Source organism: Streptomyces sp. NPDC085460 (assembly GCF_044541975.1).
GTDB lineage: Bacteria > Actinomycetota > Actinomycetes > Streptomycetales > Streptomycetaceae > Streptomyces.
In genome coordinates, this window is record NZ_JBITTO010000004.1 from 409,704 (window position 1) to 427,430 (window position 17,727).

Consider the following 17,727-nt stretch of genomic DNA (forward strand, 5'->3'; position numbering starts at 1 on the left):
CGGACTGTAGCTCACTCTTACCTATGTTCACAATGAGCATGGTCCTGATAATGTTCCCCCATGAACTCCCCCGCCGTGAGCACCCCCGACCCCGACGGGCTCCTCGCCGAGCAGCTGCTCCGGCTCACCCGCCGGCTCCACCGCATCCAGAAGCGCCACCTGGAGCCGGTCGGGATCACCCCAGCCCAGTCGCGGCTGCTGCGCGTGGTCGCCCACTACGGCGACGCCCCGCCCCGGATGGCCGATCTCGCGGCCCGTCTCGAAGTGGTGCCCCGCGCCGTGACCAGCCTCGTCGACGGCCTGGAGGCGGCCGGACGGGTCCGCCGGGTGCCCGATCCGGCCAACCGGCGGGTGATCCGGATCGAGCTCACCGACGAGGGGCGCGCCACGCTGCGGGAGCTGCGCAGCGCGCGCCGGGCCGCCGCAGAGGACATCCTGGCTCCATTGACCGTCGACCAGCGCGAGGTGCTCGGGGGTCTGCTGACCGCCCTGGCCGGGCCCGTCCCGGACGGCGGCCGCTGACACCCGCGGCGCCCGCGCCGAGGGGAGCCGTGCCATGCCGCTGCTGGAACCGAACCCGCGGGCCCTGGGCCCGCGCCGGAAGCGGACCCCGGCTCCCGACCGGGTCCCGGACCTTCAGGCCAAGGGCACCCCGCGGCGGCTGCGCGAGGACCTGGCGGCGCTGCTCGGGCCGGAGAAGGTGCTCTCGGGCGTCTCCGACCTGGTGCGGTACGCCTCCGACGCCAGCCCGTACCGGTTCCTGCCGCAGGTGGTCGTCGTCGCCGAGGACGTCGACGACATCTCCGCCGTGCTGTCCTACGCCCACGGCAAGGGCCGCGAAGTGGTCTTCCGGGCCGCCGGCACCAGCCTCAACGGGCAGGCGCAGGGCGAGGACATCCTCGTCGACGTCCGCCGCCACTGGGTGGGCGTGGAGGTCCTGGACGGCGGTGCCCGGGCCCGGATCCGCCCCGGCACCACCGTGGTCCGCGCCAACGCCGCCCTCGCCCCCTACGGGCGGGTGCTCGGCCCCGACCCGGCCAGCGCGATCGCCTGCACCATCGGCGGCGTCGTCGCCAACAACGCCTCCGGGATGACCGCCGGCACCACCCGGAACTCGTACCGGACGGTCTCCTCGCTCACCTTCGTCCTCCCGAGCGGCACGGTCGTCGACACCGCCGACCCCGCCGCCGACGAGGAGCTGGCCCGCGCCGAGCCCCGGCTCTGCGCGGGGCTGCTCGCGCTGAAGGCCGAGATCGAGGCCGACGCGGAGCTCACGGCCCGGATCCGCGCCAAGTACGAGATCAAGAACACCAACGGCTACCGGCTCGACGCCTTCCTCGACGGCGCCACCCCGGTGCAGATCCTGCGCGGTCTGATGGTCGGCTCCGAGGGCACCTTCGGCTTCCTCTCCGAGGTCGTCTTCGACACCCTCCCGCTCGACCGGCTGGTCTCCACCGCGCTGCTCTTCTTCCCCACCCTGCCCGCCGCCGCGGCGGCCGTGCCCCGCTTCAACGCGGCGGGGGCGCTCGCCGTCGAGCTGATGGACGGCAACACCCTGCGGGCCTCGGTGCGCGTGCCGGGGGTCCCGGCCGACTGGGCGGAGCTGCCCAAGGACACCACGGCGCTGCTCGTCGAGTTCCGGGCGCCGGACGAGCCGGCCCTGGCCGCGTACGAGCGGGCCGCCGGCGAGGTCCTGGCCGGGCTCGACCTGGTGGCCCCTGTGCCCTCCGTCGACAACGCCTTCACCCGTGACCCGGCCGTCATCGGCGGCTACTGGAAGGCCCGCAAGGCGTTCGTGACGGCCGTCGGCGGCTCCCGCCCGTCCGGTACGACCCTGATCACCGAGGACTTCGCGGTGCCCCCGTCCCGGCTCGCCGACGCCTGCGCGGAGCTGCTCGACCTCCAGGGACGGCACGGCTTCGACGCGGCCGTCGCCGGCCACGCCGCCCACGGAAACCTGCACTTCCTGCTCGCCTTCGACGCCGGCGACCCCGCCGACGTCGAGCGGTACGCCTCCTTCATGGACGACTTCTGCAAGCTCACCGTCGAGCGCTTCGACGGCTCCCTGAAGGCCGAGCACGCCACCGGCCGCAACATCGCCCCCTTCCTGGAGCTGGAGTGGGGCCCGAAGGCGACCGAGCTGATGTGGCGGACCAAGGAGCTCATCGACCCGGACGGGGTCCTGGCCCCCCGGATCGTCCTCGACCGGGACCCCCAGGCCCATCTGCGCGGCCTCAAGACCATCCCGACGGTCGAGCGGATCGCCGATCCGTGCATCGAGTGCGGCTTCTGCGAGCCGACCTGCCCCAGCCACGACCTGACGACCACTCCGCGCCAGCGGATCGTGCTGCGCCGGGAGATGCTGCGGCAGGCCGACGGCTCCCCCGTCGAGCAGCGGCTCCTGGAGGCGTACGGCTACGACGCCGTCGACACCTGCGCCGGCGACTCGACCTGCAAACTGGCCTGCCCCGTCGGCATCGACACCGGCGCGCTGATGAAGGAGCTCCGGCACGAGCGGCACTCCCCGCGCGAGGAACGGGTCGCCGCCCTCGCGGCCCGGCACTTCCGCGCCGTGGAGAGCGCCGCCCGGCTCGCCGTCGGCGCCGCCGACCGGATGGGCGACGGCTTCCTGGCGCGGGTGACCGGCCTCGCCCGCAAGGCCGTCCGGCCCGACCTCGTACCGGAGTGGCTGCCCGAGATCCCCGGCGCGGCCCGGCACCGGCTGCCCCGCACCCACCGCCCGGCCGCCACCGCCGTCTACTACCCGGCCTGCGTCAACCGCATCTTCGGCAACCCCGACGGGGTCGCGGGCCCCTCGCTGCCCGAGGCCGTCGTCGCCGTCTCCGCCCGGGCCGGCCGCCCCGTGTGGATCCCCGACGACGCGGCCGGCACCTGCTGCGCCACCATCTGGCACTCCAAGGGGTACGAGCAGGGCAACCGGGTGATGGCCAACCGGATCGTCGAGGCCGCCTGGGGCTGGACCGCCGGCGGCCGGCTCCCCCTGGTGGTGGACGCCTCCTCGTGCACCCTCGGCATCGCCCACGAGGTCGTCCCGTACCTCACCGACGACAACCGCGCGCTGCACGCCGAACTGACCGTGGTGGACTCCCTGGTGTGGGCCGCCGACGAACTCCTCCCCCGGCTCGACGCCCGCCGCCGGGTGGACTCCGCGGTCGTGCACCCCACCTGCTCGATGCGGCACCTCGGCGACGCGGACAAGCTCACCGAGATCGCCGGGTTCTGCGCCGAGGAGGTCGTCGTCCCGGTGGACGCCGGATGCTGCGCCTTCGCCGGGGACCGGGGCATGCTCCACCCCGAACTGACCGCCTCGGCCACCGCCCGCGAGGCCGCCGAGGTCACCGCCCGCCCCTTCGACGCGCACCTCTCCGCCAACCGGATGTGCGAGATCGGCATGGACCGGGCCACGGGCCGCCGGTACGTCTCCGCCCTCCTGGCCCTGGAGCGCGCCACCCGCCCCTGACCGGGACCGGGCACCGGGCGACCGGCACCGCACACCAGGCGTCTGGCGTCTGGCACCTGGCGTCTGGCGTCTGGCGTCTGGCCTCTGGTGTCTGGCCGGAAACGGCTCACTCCGGCGGGTGAACCGTCCGCCGGGCGGTGCGCCCGGGACACGGCTGGGTAGCTCCTCCCCTTCCGTGTCGTCACCCGGACGGGGGAACCCACCACCATGGCCTCGGAGCAGACCACCACCGACAGCGCGGCGCCGGACCCGGCACCGCCCCGGGACCGGACCCGGCCGCCCGCCGAGGAGTACCGCTACCAGCAGGGCAAGCTCGCCGCCCTCGAAGGCAGACCCACCTCTCCCTGGGTGATGGCCCGCCGCCTGCCGCAGCTCGTCCGCCGGGGGCTCGCGCTCGGCTGGCGGGTGGACCGCAGGGCCGTCACGCTGCTCCTCTCCTGCCAGGCCCTCTCCGCCGCCCTGGAGGCCACCGGCCTCGTCGCCACCGGAGCCACCCTCACCTCGCTCGTCGCCCCCGGCGACATCCGCGACCGGCTCGTCCAGGCCCTCCCCGCCATCGCCCTCATCGCCGCCGCCGTGGGCCTGCGGGCCGTCCTCGGCATCGTGATCTCCGACGTCTCCTCGCGCCTCTCCCCCCGCATCTCCCGCGAGGCCGAGCTGGAGATGCTGCACGCGGCGGCGAACGCCGAGCTCACCGCGTACGACCACCCCGGCTTCAACGACAAGTGGGACCACGCCGACCGGGGCGCCGACGTCGCCAAGGACCTCATCACCGAGTCGCAGATGCTGATGTCCTGCCTCGCCTCGATCATCGCCGCCGCCGGCGTCGTCGCCGTCCTCCACCCCGTGCTGCTGCCGCTCCTCGTGCTCGCCGTGCTCCCCCAGGCGCTGGCCCGGATGAAGGGCGCGCACCTCCAGTGGGAGAGCAGCCGGGCCGTCTCCGCCGAGCGGCGCACCCTGGGCCACCTGCGCTGGTACATCGCCGACCGGCAGATCGCCGACCAGCTCCGCTCCGGCACCATGTTCGGCTTCCTCCTCGGCCGCTACCGGGAGATCGGCGCCCGCGTGGACGCCGTCACCGACCGGTCCATCCACCGCGGTTCGCGCTGGGCGATGGCCGGTTCGGTGGCAGGCGGCGCCGCCTCGGCCGTGATGTGGGGCGCGCTGGTGCTGCTGCTCGCCTCCGGGCGCATGACGCTCGCCTCGGCCGGCACCGCCGTCTTCGCCCTCCAGACCGTCGGCAACAACCTGTACGGGATCGTCGGCTACGGCACCCGGATCTTCCGCACCGGGCTGTACGTCGACGACTGGGCCGACTTCATCGCCGAGGCGGGCGGCCACCGCCTGGACCGGGGCACGATCGTCCCCGGCCCGCCGAAGACCGTCCGCGCCGAACGGCTCTGCTACACCTACCCGGACGCCGACCGGGCCGCCCTCACCGACGTCACCCTGGAGGTGCGGGCCGGCGAGATCGTCGCCCTCGTCGGCGAGAACGGCTCCGGCAAGACGACCCTCTCCCGGCTGCTCACCGGCCTGTACCTGCCGACCGGCGGCACGGTGACCTGGGACGCGCGGGACGTCCGGGAGCTCGACGCGTACGCCATGTGGCGGCACACGGCGGTCGTCCCGCAGGTCTTCGCGCACTGGCCGCTGACCGCCGAGGAGAACGTGACCCTGGGTCAGCCGAAGGGCGGGCACGACGCGCTGCTGCGGGCCGCCGAGCGGTCCGGCGCGGGCGAGGTCGTGGACGGGCTGCGCAGCGGCTGGGGAACGCTGCTCGCCCGGGAGTGGTTCGGCGGGGTCGAGCTGTCCGGAGGACAGTGGCAGCGGCTCGCGATCGCGCGGGCCTTCTACCGGCCCGGGGTGCTCGTCCTCGACGAGCCCACCAGCGCGCTGGACGCCCGGGCCGAGCACCGCATCTTCGCCGGGCTCCGGGAGGTCGCCGAGGGCCGGCCCGTCGTGCTCGTGACCCACCGCCTGGCCAACGTGGCCGTCGCCGACCGGATCGTCGTCCTCGGGCACGGCCGGATCGTGCAGGAGGGCACCTTCGACGAACTCTCGGGCGCGCCGGGGCTCTTCCGCGAGCTCCTGGACCTCCAGAACGACCGGGGCGTCCCGGGGCAGCGGCAGCCGGAGGAGCCCGCGGGGCAGGGGTGACCGGCCGTTCCCGACGGCGACGGGCCGGCGCGCCCGGTACGGCAGGACCCCCTTCCCGACGGCCACGGCTCGACGCGCCCCGCACCGCCGGAAGCCCTCCCCGACGGCGGCGTGTCCGGCCGCTCCGTACCGTCGGAGCCGGAAAATCCGTTGCCGCGGGACGGGCCCGGGGGCGAACCTGGCACGGACCCCGCACCCCGGGGCCCGTACCCACGGGGTCCCTCGACGGGGCCCCGGCCGAGCCGTGCCCACGCGCCGGCCCCACCCCCCTGTCCGCACCCCGAGCACCCCTGGGGACGTCATGCAGATCCACCAACTCCCGTACACCGACCCGGGGGTGCCCGACGTCCGATCCGGGACCCGGTTCCTGATCTGGCTCGGGCGCATGCAGCTCGGCGGGCAGGTGCGAGCGCTGCTGTGGGGTCTGCTGCTCCAGCTGTCCATCGCCGGTCTGCCGATCGGCGTCGGTCTCGCCGTGCAGGGCGTCGTCGACCGCGACGGCGGAGGACTCGCGCTCGGCTGCGGCGTGGTCGTGGCGCTCGGCGCCGGGATCGCCGTCGGCGACACGATGCTGCACCGCACCGCCGTCACCAACTGGATCACCGCCGCCGCGCGCGTCCAGCAGCTCCTCGCCCGCAGGACCGCCGAGTTGGGCTCGCTGCTGACCCGGCGGGTCGCGGCCGGCGAGGTGGTGGCCGTCTCCACCGGCGACGTCGAGAAGATCGGCTGGTTCGTGGAGGCGTTCTCGCGGTTCGCCGCCGCCGTCCTCACCCTGCTGGCCGTCTGCGTCGGGCTCGTCGTGTACGAGCCGGCCCTCGGCGTCGTCGTCGCGGTCGGCGTCCCGGCGCTCGCCCTCGCCGCGCTGCCGCTGCTGCCGCGCGCGACCCGCCGGGCCGACGAGCAGCGCGAGAAGGCCGGCAAGGCCACCGAACTGGCCTCCGACACGGTCGCCGGGCTGCGCGTGCTGCGCGGCATCGGCGGCGAGGAGCTGTTCCTCGGCCGCTACCGGGCCGCCTCCCAGGAGGTCCGCGAGGCGGCCGTGCGCAGCGCCCGCATGTGGGCGCTGATCGCCGCCGTCCAGGTGCTGCTGCCCGGCCTGCTGCTCATCGCCGTCGTGGTGTACGGCGCGGGCCTGGCGCTCGACGGCCGGATCACGGTCGGCGCGCTGGTCACGGTGTACGGCGCGGTCGCGCTCACCCACCATCCGCTGCGGAACGTGGAGGAGATCGCCATGGCGTACGCCTTCTCCCGGCCCTCCGCGAGGCGCGCGGCGCGGGTCCTGGCCCTCAGCCGCGTCACCGATCCGTCCGGCGGGTCCGGCGACCGGGCCCGTACGGCGTCCGGCGACCTGTACGACCCGGTCACCGGGCTCATCGCCCCCGCCGGGCTGCTCACCGCCGTGGTGTGCGGGGACCCGGACGCGGCCGGCCGGCTCGCCGACCGGCTCGGCGGGCACCCGGCCGAGCCGGGCGACGGACACGTCTCCGTCCGGCTGGGCGGGGTGCCGCTGGACGAGCTGTCGCTGGACGCGGCCCGGACGGCCGTCCTCGTCCAGGACAAGGAGCCGGTGCTGCTGTCGGGCACCCTCCACGACCTGCTCGACGTGCCCTCGTCCGGCGGGGTCCGGCCGGAGGACGCGCTCGCCGCCGCCCAGTGCGGCGACGTGCTCGACGCGCTCGCGCAGGCGTCGGTGGACGGCGACGGCGACCCGATGCGGACCCGGATCACCGAGCGGGGCCGCTCGCTCTCCGGCGGGCAGCGCCAGCGCCTCGCCCTCGCCCGGTCGCTGGTGACCGACCCGGAGGTGCTCGTCCTCGACGAGCCGACCTCGGCGGTGGACTCGCACACCGAGGCACGGGTCGCCGACGGCGTCCGCAAGCTGCGCTCCGGCGCGACCACCGTGGTGCTGGCCTCGTCGCCGCTGCTCCTGGACCTGGCGGACCGGGTGGTCCTGGTCCACGAGGGCCGGGCCGTCGCCCACGGCACCCACCGGGCGCTGCTCGCGGACGAGCCCCGCTACCGGGCGGTCGTCACCCGGGAGACCGAAGGGGAGTTCGCCGCGACGACCGCGGCCGGACTCGAAGCACGGGAAGGGGACACCGCATGATCGGCCTCGCGCCGCCCGCGTACGACCCGGCGGCCCCCACCACGGCCACCACGCTGCCGGTCGCCGCCGGCGCGACCGTCCGCGCCTACGTCACCGGCCTGCTCCGCCGGCACCGCAGGGCGTTCGCCCTGCTCATCGGCGTGAACGCGGTCGCCGTGACCGCGTCCATGGCGGGCCCGTACGTCCTCGGCCAGGTCGTGGACCGGCTCGCCGCGGGCGCCCGGGAGCTGCATCTGGGGACCGCGGTCGCGGTGTTCGCCGTGGCGCTCGTGGTGCAGACGGTGTTCGTGCGGCTGGTGCGGCTGCGCGGGGCGATGCTCGGCGAGGAGATGCTCGCCGACCTGCGGGAGGACTTCCTGGTCCGCTCGGTCGGCCTGCCGCCGGGCGTCCTGGAGCGGGCCGGCACGGGTGATCTGCTCTCCCGGATCACCACCGACGTCGACCGGCTGGCCAACGCCATGCGGGAGGCCGTGCCGCAGCTGGTGATCGGCGTGGTGTGGGCCGGGCTGCTGATCGGCGGGCTCGCCCTCACCGCGCCGCCGCTGGCGCTCGCGGCGGTGATCGCCGCGCCGCTGCTGATCGCCGGCTGCCGCTGGTACTTCAGGCGGGCGCCCGCCGCCTACCGCTCGGAGGCGGCCGGGTACGCGGCGGTGGCCGCCGCGCTCGCCGAGACCGTCGACGCGGGCCGCACCGTCGAGGCGCACCGGCTCGGCGCGCGCCGGGTGGCGCTCTCCGACCGGCGGATCCACGAGTGGACGCGATGGGAGCGGTACACCCTCTACCTGCGCTCGGTGCTCTTCCCGGTCGTCACCGCGACGCACTCGACGGTGCTGTGCGGGGTCCTCGTCATCGGCGGCGTCTGTGTCTTCCGGGGCTGGATGGACGTCGGGCAGCTGACGACCGGCGCGCTGCTCGCGCAGATGCTGGTGGACCCGATCGGGATCGTGCTGCGCTGGTACGACGAGCTCCAGGTGGCGCAGGTGTCGCTGGCCCGGCTGGTGGGCGTGCGGGACATCGAGCCGGAGCCCGGCGACGGCGCGGTGCGGCCCGACGGGCGGGACGTGGAGGCGGTCGACGTCCGCTTCGGGTACCGGGAGGGCGTGGACGTCCTGCACGGGGTGTCCCTCGCGGTGGCGCCGGGCACCCGGCTCGCGCTGGTCGGCCCCTCCGGGGCGGGCAAGTCGACGCTGGGCCGGCTCCTCGCGGGCATCTACGGTCCGCGCGCCGGCGAGGTCACGCTCGGCGGCGCCGAGCTGGCCCGGATGCCGGCCGAACGGGTCCGCGAGCACGTGGCCCTGGTCAACCAGGAGCACCACGTGTTCGTCGGCACCCTCCGCGACAACCTGCTGCTCGCCCGCCCGGAGGCCGGCGACCCGGAGCTGTGGTCGGCGCTGGCGGCGGTGGACGCGGAGGGCTGGGCGCGCGGGCTCGACGCGGGCCTGGACACCGAGGTCGGTTCGGGCGGCCGGACGCTGACCCCGGCGCAGGCCCAGCAGATCGCGCTGGCCCGGCTGGTCCTGGCCGATCCGCACACGCTGGTCCTGGACGAGGCGACCTCGCTGCTCGACCCGCGCGCCGCCCGTGATCTGGAGCGGTCGCTCGGCCGGGTCCTGGACGGGCGGACGGTGGTCGCGATCGCGCACCGGCTGCACACGGCCCACGACGCCGACCTGATCGCGGTGGTCGAGCAGGGCCGGATCAGCGAGCTGGGCAGCCACCACGAGCTGGTCGCGGCGGACGGCGCGTACGCGGCGCTGTGGCGCTCCTGGCACGGCTGAGCCCGGCCCTGTGCGACGGATGCGGCCCGCGCCCCGGAAGGGCGCGGGCCACATCTCCGGGCGGCGGCGGTCAGACGCCCGCGATCGACTGGATCCAGGACCGGTAGGCCGTCACGTTGGTGTAGGCGGTGGTCGTCTGGCGGTCGCTGGTGGAGGCGACGCCGACCTGGACGCCGTTGGCCATCATCGGGCCGCCGGAGTCCCCGCCCGCGGTGATGCCGTTGCCCCGGCGGGCGCAGATCGCCGAGCCGTTGTACGCGTCACGGCAGCCGCCGGTCACCGTCACATTGGCGACCTTCAGGTAGCGGGACTGGCAGGTGGCCTCGGAGCCGCACTGGGAGGTGGCGCCCCAGCCGTAGACCTGGACGCTCTGTCCGACGCTCACGGAGCCGGGCTGCCCGAGGCGGGCGTAGGTCGCCGTCACGGAGCGGTCGAGGCGGACCAGCGCGAGGTCGGAGCCGTGGGTGTGGGTCTGGACGCCGTTGGCGACGGTCCCGCCGCTGTGCTGGTCCAGGCTGCCGATCCGGAAGGACAGACCGCCGCCGGTGACGCAGTGCTTGGCGGTCAGGATCCAGGTGGGGGCGATGATCGTGGCGGAACAGGTCTCCCTGCCGTTGGAGAAGAGCCGGGCCGCCCACGGCCCGCTCTGGGCATGGCCGCCGCCGATGATCGGCTGGACGGCCACGGCGTCGGCGCGGGCGGGCGGCTCCGCCGCGGTGGCGGCGGGCGCGAAGAGGGCGAGCACGGACAGCGCCGCGGCGGCGATCGACGCCCCTATGCGATACGTACGCAAGGTTCCTCGTCTCCGACGGCGCGCGGGGGCGCCGCCTGTGGGGGGAGTGGGTGGAACCAGGGTCGTCACGCGTGGGGCCCCCGGGTAATCCCGTTCGGCCATAACACCGCGTTATCCCCGCGCGTCGGCCCGCGTCAGAAGAAACCGAGCGCCGACGCTCCGCCGACCCCGCCGAGGAGCATGAAGACCGGCATGAGGACCTTCAGCTCGACCCAGCTGCCGGCCCGGAAGCGCATCACCTTCGGCGGGCCGATCGGGTACCAGCGCTTGCGGGCGATGGGGATCGGCCAGAGTATCGGGCAGCCGGAGACGGTGAGCGCGTCGCCGATGTCGTGGACGAGGGCGCCGAGGACGACCGGCAGGCCCAGCCACAGGTACTCCTGGCCGGGGCCGGTGAAGAGCCAGTCCGCGCCGTTGCCCGGCTGGTCGAGGACGCCGGCGAGGATCCAGGCGCTGGTCGCGCCGAGCAGCCAGACCAGGATGTCGCTGGACATCCGGGCGGCCCGCCACAGCAGCCCCTCGACGGCGAGGACGAGGTGGACGAAGAGGATCGCGAGGACCGCCCAGCGCCCGCCGGTGACGGCCGCGACCGAGCAGCCGCCGCCGATCAGGACGGCCCACAGCCAGGTGTGGGTGAGGGTACGGTGGCCGCCGGTGCGGCGCGCGTCCTGGGGGCTGCGGGTCGCCTTGTAGACGGCGTACGACAGCTTGTCGACGATCTCGCACAGGATCCGGGAGACGGGGCCGAAGGCGCGCGAGATGGTGGCCGACTTGTGGTCGAGGTCCGGGGCGAGGGCCGCTCCGGCGCAGAGCAGGGCGCCGACGAGGAGCACCGGCCACGGCATCGGGTGGTCGAGCGCGGCGGCGGCGGCTCCCACGCCCAGCCAGGCCGCCGCTCCGGACAGCGAGTGCGCCGGTCCCATCATCGTCGGTGTCGCCCCGTTTCTCCCCTGCCGGCGCCGAGTTGACGACCGGTCGACGGAGCAGCCTATCGGGCGTGATCTTCACGTTCGACGGCCGGTTCCCTCATCCGGACGGAATGCAGGCAAGATGGGGACGTGACCCTTATCGATCAGCTGCCGCCGACCGCCGACCCCGACGCCCTCTTCGAGGCGTTCTCCGCCTGGGCCGAGGAGCGCGGCATCTCGCTCTACCCGGCGCAGGAGGAGGCGCTGATCGAGGTGGTCTCGGGGGCGAACGTCATCCTGTCGACCCCCACGGGGTCCGGGAAGTCGCTGGTGGCCGCGGGGGCGCACTTCACGGCGCTCGCCAACGACCAGGTCACCTTCTACACGGCGCCGATCAAGGCGCTGGTGTCGGAGAAGTTCTTCGACCTGTGCAAGATCTTCGGCACGGAGAACGTCGGCATGCTGACCGGCGACGCGTCCGTGAACGCGGACGCGCCCGTCATCTGCTGCACGGCGGAGGTGCTGGCCTCGATCGCGCTGCGGGACGGCAAGGACGCCGACATCGGCCAGGTCGTCATGGACGAGTTCCACTTCTACGCCGAGGCGGACCGGGGGTGGGCCTGGCAGATCCCGCTGCTCGAACTCCCCCAGGCGCAGTTCGTCCTCATGTCGGCGACGCTCGGCGACGTGTCGATGTTCGAGAAGGACCTGACGCGGCGCACCGGCCGGCCGACGTCGGTGGTCCGCTCGGCGACCCGGCCGGTGCCGCTCTCGTACGAGTACCGGCTCACGCCCATCACCGACACGCTGACCGAGCTCCTGGAGACCAAGCAGGCGCCGGTCTACATCGTGCACTTCACGCAGGCGCAGGCGGTCGAGCGCGCCCAGTCGCTGATGAGCATCAACATGTGCACGCGCGAGGAGAAGGACAGGATCGCCGAGCTGATCGGCAACTTCCGCTTCACCACCAAGTTCGGCCAGAACCTCTCGCGGTACGTCCGGCACGGCATCGGCGTGCACCACGCGGGCATGCTGCCGAAGTACCGGCGCCTGGTGGAGAAGCTGGCGCAGGCGGGCCTGCTGAAGGTGATCTGCGGGACGGACACCCTCGGCGTCGGCGTGAACGTGCCGATCCGCACGGTGCTCTTCACCGCCCTCACCAAGTACGACGGCAACCGGGTGCGCACCCTGCGGGCCCGTGAGTTCCACCAGATCGCGGGCCGGGCAGGCCGGGCCGGCTTCGACACCGCCGGCTTCGTGGTGGCGCAGGCGCCCGAGCACGTCATCGAGAACGAGAAGGCGCTGGCGAAGGCCGGCGACGACCCGAAGAAGCGCCGCAAGGTGGTCCGCAAGAAGGCGCCCGAGGGGTTCGTCGCCTGGAGCGACACGACCTTCGAGAAGCTGCAGGCCGCCGAGCCGGAGCCGCTGACCTCCCGCTTCAGGGTCACCCACACCATGCTGCTGTCGGTGATCGCCCGCCCGGGGAACGCCTTCGAGGCGATGCGCAAGCTCCTGGAGGACAACCACGAGCCGCGCAAGGCGCAGCTGCGGCACATCCGCCGGGCCATCGCGATCTACCGCTCGCTGCTCGACGGCGGTGTGGTGGAGCAGCTGGACACCCCGGACGCGGAGGGCCGCCACATCCGGCTCACCGTCGACCTCCAGCAGGACTTCGCGCTGAACCAGCCGCTGTCGACCTTCGCGCTGGCCGCCTTCGACCTGCTCGACCCGGAGTCGCCGTCGTACGCGCTCGACATGGTGTCGGTGGTGGAGTCGACGCTGGACGACCCGCGCCAGATCCTCGCCGCCATGCAGAACAAGGCGCGCGGCGAGGCCGTCGGGCAGATGAAGGCGGACGGCGTCGAGTACGAGGAGCGGATGGAGCGGCTCCAGGACATCTCGTACCCGAAGCCGCTGGAGGAGCTGCTCTGGCACGCGTACAACGTGTACCGGAAGTCGCACCCGTGGGTCGGCGACCACCCGGTGTCGCCGAAGTCCGTCATCCGTGACATGTACGAACGGGCGATGACCTTCACCGAGTTCACCTCGCACTACGAGCTGGCGCGGACCGAGGGCATCGTGCTGCGCTATCTGGCGAGCGCGTACAAGGCGCTCGACCACACCATCCCGGACGACCTGAAGACGGAGGACCTCCAGGACCTGATCGCCTGGCTGGGCGAGCTGGTGCGCCAGGTGGACTCCTCGCTGCTCGACGAGTGGGAGCAGCTGGCGAACCCGGAGGTCCAGACGGCCGAGGAGGCGCAGGAGAAGGCCGACCAGGTCAAGCCGGTCACGGCGAACGCCCGCGCGTTCCGGGTCCTGGTGCGCAACGCGATGTTCCGGCGGGTGGAGCTGGCGGCGCTCGACAAGGTCCGCGAGCTGGGCGAGATGGACGCCGGGTCCGGCTGGGACGAGGACGCGTGGGGCGAGGCGATGGACGCGTACTGGGACGAGTACGACGACCTGGGCACGGGCCCGGACGCGCGCGGTCCGAAGCTGCTCGCGATCGAGGAGGACGCGGCGCACGGCCTGTGGCGCGTCCGGCAGACCTTCGCCGACCCGAACGGCGACCATGACTGGGGCATCGGCGCGGAGGTGGACCTGGCGGCCTCCGACGAGGAGGGCCGGGCGGTCGTCCGCGTGACGTCCGTCGGACAGCTGTAGAGGAGTTCAGAGGTGACGAATCCCGCCGAGAGGCTCGTGGACCTGCTCGACCTGGAGCGGATCGAGGTGAACATCTTCCGCGGCCGCAGCCCGCAGGAGTCGCTCCAGCGGGTCTTCGGCGGGCAGGTCGCCGGGCAGGCGCTGGTGGCGGCCGGGCGGACCGTGGACGCGGACCGGCCGGTGCACTCGCTGCACGCGTACTTCCTGCGGCCGGGCCGGCCGGGCGTGCCGATCGTCTACCAGGTGGAGCGGGTGCGGGACGGCCGCTCGTTCACCACCCGGCGGGTCACGGCGGTGCAGGAGGGGCGGACGATCTTCAATCTGACGGCCTCCTTCCACCTGCCGGAGGAGGCGGGCTTCGAGCACCAGCTGCCGCCCCGGCACCTGGTGGACCCGGAGAGCCTGCCGATGCTCGCGGACGAGGTCCGCGACCACCTCGGCGGGCTGCCGGAGTCGATGGAGCGGATGGCGCGGCGGATGCCCTTCGACATCCGGTACGTCGACCGGCTGCGCTGGACGAAGGACGAGGTCAAGGACGCGGACCCGCGCAGCGCGGTGTGGATGCGGGCGGTGGGGCCGCTGGGCGACGACCCGCTGGTGCACACCTGCGCGGTGACGTACGCCTCCGACATGACCTTGCTCGATGCCGTACGGATCCCCGTGGAACCGCTCTGGGGCCCGCGCGGCTTCGACATGGCCTCGCTGGACCACGCGATGTGGTTCCACCGTCCGTTCCGCGCGGACGAGTGGTTCCTGTACGAGCAGGAGTCCCCGGTCGCGACCGGCGGCCGGGGACTGGCCCGGGGCCGGATCTACGACCGGGAGGGCCGGATGCTCGTCTCGGTGGTCCAGGAGGGCCTGTTCCGCTCCCTGGGCTGACCGGTCACTCGTACTCGGTGCCGCCCTTGCGGGTCAGGTAGGCCGGGCTGACCGCCTTGGCGACGGCCCGGCCGCCGGTGACCGGGCTGTACCGCTCGACGGCCGGCCGGACGACGACGCCCTCCCTGAGGTGGGCGGAGCCGCCGGAGACGGTCTCGGCGCCGCTCGCGTGGGCGAGGACGGTGCCGAGGTCGTACGGGCCCTCGTACAGGCGCGGGACGAGCGGGACCTCGCCGGGCTCCAGGACCCGGACCGGGTCGAGCCAGCGGACCTGTCCGTCGATCTCGGCGGAGACGTCGAAGAGGGCGTAGCCGACGGCCTCGCGCCGGGCGTCGGCGCCGTACGCCAGGTCCTGGACGCCGGAGCCGTACACCTCGCCGAAGAAGCCGACCCGGGTGGCCCCGAGGCGGGCGGCGAGCCGCTCGGCGACGGCGGGCAGCCCGTGCGCGTGGACGGCGCGCCAGTACAGGTTGCGCGGGTCCTCCTGGAGCGCGAGGCCCTTGGCGCCGAAGCCCTTGGACGAGACGTGCGTCCGGCCGCCGTCGGCGATGTAGGTGAGCAGGCAGGCCGTGCCGTGGATCTTCTCGGTGAGGACGACCTCCTCGCCCGGCTCGAAGATGCCCGGGTAGCGGTGCAGGTTCTCGATGTCCACCCACGGCAGCAGGTCCGGCGCGGCCTCGACGTCCCCGCTCATCGTCGGCGGGATCGGCGGCACCCACTTGGTGATCCCGAGCGTCTCCGCGAAGTCGGTGCCGTCGGCGGCGGCCCGGTCCAGGTCGATCCCGGCCAGGGCGCCCGGGCGGCAGACGATCCCCTGCGACAGCTCGCCGCGCAGCCGCACCGCCTTCACCCGGTCCGACGCCTTCCCGGCCAGCCGCCCGGTCAGCCCGAGCTCGGCGACGAGCGCGGCGGGCAGCACCGCCTGCTCGGGGATGTACACGGCGGTGTCGCCGGTCCGATAGGCGCCCTTGGCGACGACGGCCCGGTAGAGCCCGACCTGCGCCAGTTCGAGGGCGTCGGCGTTCGGGTGGGGATGGACGGTGAGGACTTCGGCGGTGACGCGCAGGGTGGACATGGTTCAGGGCTCCGCTCGGTGTGGTCGGCGTTTCTCTCTCATCGCCGGTCACTGTGCCGGGCCCCGAATTGCGTTGGCCTCCGGTTTTCGCGCTGGTAGCGTCGCGCCGTCCCGGCTGTCGGCCGCGCGCGCTCAGAGCTGCCCGGCTGACGGGTCCAGGCCCGGCAGCGGGTCCTGGTCGACCTCGTGGCGGCGGGTGCGGATGTCCGGGGACGGCGGGTGGAGCTTGGCGTCGCAGGTCGGGCCGAGGCCGGTGCGGCGGGAGCCGGCGCCGGTGAGGGGGCGGCCGCAGAGGCGGCAGCGGATCAGGCGCGGTGACGCGCCGGGGGCGGAATCGACCGCGATTGCCAGTGGTTCTTCACCCATGTTGTCATCACACCCTGATCTCTCGACGAGGAGCCTCCCATGAGTCTGTACGACATTCCGCTGAAGAACCTGGCCGGCGAGCCGGTCTCCCTGGCCGACTACCGGGACCGGGCCGTGCTGGTCGTGAACGTGGCCTCGAAGTGCGGTCTCACGCCGCAGTACGAGGGCCTGGAGCGGCTGCAGAAGGCGTACGGCGAGCGGGGTCTGACCGTTGTCGGCGTGCCTTGCAACCAGTTCCTCGGGCAGGAGCCGGGTTCGGCGGAGGAGATTCAGAGCTTCTGCTCGACGACGTACGGCGTCACCTTCCCGCTCCTGGAGAAGACCGAGGTCAACGGCGACGGCCGGCACCCGCTCTACGCGGAGCTGACCCGGGTCGCGGACGCCGACGGCGAGGCGGGTGACGTGCAGTGGAACTTCGAGAAGTTCCTGATCTCCGCCGACGGCACCGTCACCCGCTTCCGTCCGCGCACCGAGCCGGAGGCCGCCGAGGTCGTCGCGGCGATCGAGGCGCTGCTCGTCTGAGCACGCGTCCGGGGGTCCGCGCCGGGCCACAGCCCGGCGCGGGCCCTGGGGTATGATCATCGGGTTCCGCAGACGGCAACCGGAGGAGGTGGGTTCGATCCGCACCACGCAGGCAGGAAGCTCCCCCTCGGCGGCCGTACCACCGGCTCGGTCGTAGCGGCCGCGGGAGCCTCCTCACGGCTTCCCGGAAGGTCTCCCATGTCGCTCGACCCCACCGCATCCCTCCGCTCCACCACCGTCGCCCGGCTCCGCGCCGCGGGCTGCGTGTTCGCCGAGGACGAGGCGGAACTCCTCTTCTCCGCCGCCCGTGACACCGCCGAACTCGACGTGCTCGTCGAACGGCGTGCCCTCGGCCACCCGCTGGAGCACGTCGTCGGCTGGGCCGCGTTCGGCGGCCTGCGGATCGCCGTCGAGCCGGGCGTGTTCGTGCCCCGGCGCCGCACCGAGTTCCTCGTCGAACGGGCCGTCGCGCTCGCCGCGCCCGGCGCGCTCTGTGTCGACCTGTGCTGCGGCTCCGGCGCCGCCGGCGCGGTCCTGCTCTCGGCCGTCCCCGGCGCGCGTGTGCACGCGGCGGACATCGAGCCCGCCGCCGTCCGCTGTGCCCGCCGGAACGTCGAGCCGCGCGGCGGCCGGGTCCACGAGGGCGACCTCTTCGCCGCGCTGCCGGAGGAGCTGCGCGGGCGGGTGGCGATCCTGGTGGCCAACGTGCCGTACGTACCGACCGGGGAGGTCGGGCTGCTGCCGCCCGAGGCGCGCGAGCACGAGCCGCTCGTCGCGCTCGACGGCGGGGCCGACGGGCTCGACGTCCTGCGCCGGGTGGCCGCGGGGGCGCCGGAGTGGCTGGCGCCGGGCGGACGGCTCTTCGTCGAGACGAGCGAGCGGCAGACCGGGGCGGCGGCCGAGGCCGTCGCCGCGCACGGTCTGACGCCCCGCTTCGAGACCTGCGAGGAGCGGTACGCGACCGTCCTCGTGGCGACCCGGGCGGCGTGACGGGCCA

Annotated in this window: 13 protein-coding genes; 9 read left to right on the forward strand and 4 right to left on the reverse strand. The window is 74.1% G+C overall.

Going from position 1 to position 17,727, the window contains the following annotated elements; translation table 11 throughout:
- The first annotated feature begins 75 nt into the window (after positions 1–75).
- The 5 genes from ACIGHB_RS12930 (at position 76) to ACIGHB_RS12950 (ending at position 9,523) form a co-directional block, all read left to right on the forward strand.
- Positions 76–522: a MarR family transcriptional regulator gene (locus tag ACIGHB_RS12930; protein ID WP_360311119.1), complete on the forward strand. Its 447-nt coding sequence runs from the start codon at positions 76–78 to the stop codon at positions 520–522.
- A 34-nt stretch (positions 523–556) separates the two neighbouring features.
- The gene (locus ACIGHB_RS12935; protein ID WP_399912395.1) at positions 557–3,481 is read left to right on the forward strand and encodes an FAD-binding and (Fe-S)-binding domain-containing protein; all 2,925 of its coding nucleotides are present in this window, start codon (positions 557–559) and stop codon (positions 3,479–3,481) included.
- Between the two features lie 207 nt (positions 3,482–3,688).
- Positions 3,689–5,638: an ABC transporter ATP-binding protein gene (locus ACIGHB_RS12940; protein ID WP_360311000.1), complete on the forward strand. Its 1,950-nt coding sequence runs from the start codon at positions 3,689–3,691 to the stop codon at positions 5,636–5,638.
- A gap of 301 nt (positions 5,639–5,939) precedes the next feature.
- Entirely contained in the window at positions 5,940–7,745 is a 1,806-nt protein-coding gene (locus ACIGHB_RS12945; protein ID WP_399912399.1) for an ABC transporter transmembrane domain-containing protein, read from the forward strand.
- Positions 7,742–9,523, forward strand: a complete 1,782-nt coding sequence (locus tag ACIGHB_RS12950; RefSeq protein ID WP_399912403.1) for an ABC transporter ATP-binding protein — start codon at positions 7,742–7,744, stop codon at positions 9,521–9,523. The genes ACIGHB_RS12945 and ACIGHB_RS12950 overlap by 4 nt, the downstream gene beginning before the upstream one ends.
- Before the next feature lie 70 nt (positions 9,524–9,593).
- On the opposite strand, the gene ACIGHB_RS12955 is transcribed toward ACIGHB_RS12950, so the two are convergent.
- Positions 9,594–10,289, reverse strand: coding sequence for a S1 family peptidase (locus ACIGHB_RS12955; protein ID WP_399912742.1), 696 nt, complete (start codon positions 10,287–10,289; stop codon positions 9,594–9,596).
- Between the two features lie 161 nt (positions 10,290–10,450).
- Positions 10,451–11,242 carry a metal-dependent hydrolase gene (locus ACIGHB_RS12960; protein ID WP_360310992.1) on the reverse strand — a complete coding sequence of 264 codons (792 nt, stop codon included), beginning with the start codon at positions 11,240–11,242 and terminating at the stop codon, positions 10,451–10,453.
- Positions 11,243–11,374: 132 nt separating this feature from the next.
- On the opposite strand from ACIGHB_RS12960, the gene ACIGHB_RS12965 reads away from it, so the two are divergent.
- A complete protein-coding gene (locus ACIGHB_RS12965; protein WP_360310990.1) occupies positions 11,375–13,888 on the forward strand; it encodes a DUF3516 domain-containing protein in 2,514 nt (837 codons plus the stop codon).
- 12 nt (positions 13,889–13,900) lie between these two features.
- Complete coding sequence (locus ACIGHB_RS12970) at positions 13,901–14,767, forward strand: acyl-CoA thioesterase II (RefSeq protein ID WP_360310988.1); 867 nt, start codon at positions 13,901–13,903, stop codon at positions 14,765–14,767.
- A 4-nt stretch (positions 14,768–14,771) separates the two neighbouring features.
- Here the strand turns inward: ACIGHB_RS12970 and ACIGHB_RS12975 are convergent, their stop codons facing one another.
- Together ACIGHB_RS12975 and ACIGHB_RS12980 are read right to left on the reverse strand one after the other, a co-directional pair.
- Complete coding sequence (locus ACIGHB_RS12975) at positions 14,772–15,842, reverse strand: RNA ligase (ATP) (RefSeq protein ID WP_399912409.1); 1,071 nt, start codon at positions 15,840–15,842, stop codon at positions 14,772–14,774.
- 132 nt (positions 15,843–15,974) lie between these two features.
- Positions 15,975–16,208: a DUF6011 domain-containing protein gene (locus ACIGHB_RS12980; protein WP_360310984.1), complete on the reverse strand. Its 234-nt coding sequence runs from the start codon at positions 16,206–16,208 to the stop codon at positions 15,975–15,977.
- A gap of 39 nt (positions 16,209–16,247) precedes the next feature.
- Here ACIGHB_RS12980 and ACIGHB_RS12985 point away from each other — a divergent pair, with 39 nt between their 5' ends.
- Positions 16,248–16,730 (forward strand): glutathione peroxidase, encoded by a 483-nt coding sequence (locus ACIGHB_RS12985; protein ID WP_399912412.1) that lies wholly within the window; start codon positions 16,248–16,250, stop codon positions 16,728–16,730.
- 198 nt (positions 16,731–16,928) lie between these two features.
- Entirely contained in the window at positions 16,929–17,720 is a 792-nt protein-coding gene (locus ACIGHB_RS12990; protein WP_399912416.1) for a putative protein N(5)-glutamine methyltransferase, read from the forward strand.
- The last annotated feature ends 7 nt before the right edge of the window (positions 17,721–17,727 follow it).

Coding starts and splice junctions, on each gene's coding strand:
- ACIGHB_RS12935 (WP_399912395.1), top strand. CDS start 557: ATGCCGCTGCTGGAACCGAACCCGCGGGCCCTGGGCCCGCGCCGGAAG.
- ACIGHB_RS12940 (WP_360311000.1), top strand. CDS start 3,689: ATGGCCTCGGAGCAGACCACCACCGACAGCGCGGCGCCGGACCCGGCA.
- ACIGHB_RS12945 (WP_399912399.1), top strand. CDS start 5,940: ATGCAGATCCACCAACTCCCGTACACCGACCCGGGGGTGCCCGACGTC.
- ACIGHB_RS12950 (WP_399912403.1), top strand. CDS start 7,742: ATGATCGGCCTCGCGCCGCCCGCGTACGACCCGGCGGCCCCCACCACG.
- ACIGHB_RS12960 (WP_360310992.1), bottom strand. CDS start 11,242: ATGATGGGACCGGCGCACTCGCTGTCCGGAGCGGCGGCCTGGCTGGGC.
- ACIGHB_RS12975 (WP_399912409.1), bottom strand. CDS start 15,842: ATGTCCACCCTGCGCGTCACCGCCGAAGTCCTCACCGTCCATCCCCAC.
- ACIGHB_RS12980 (WP_360310984.1), bottom strand. CDS start 16,208: ATGGGTGAAGAACCACTGGCAATCGCGGTCGATTCCGCCCCCGGCGCG.
- ACIGHB_RS12985 (WP_399912412.1), top strand. CDS start 16,248: ATGAGTCTGTACGACATTCCGCTGAAGAACCTGGCCGGCGAGCCGGTC.
- ACIGHB_RS12990 (WP_399912416.1), top strand. CDS start 16,929: ATGTCGCTCGACCCCACCGCATCCCTCCGCTCCACCACCGTCGCCCGG.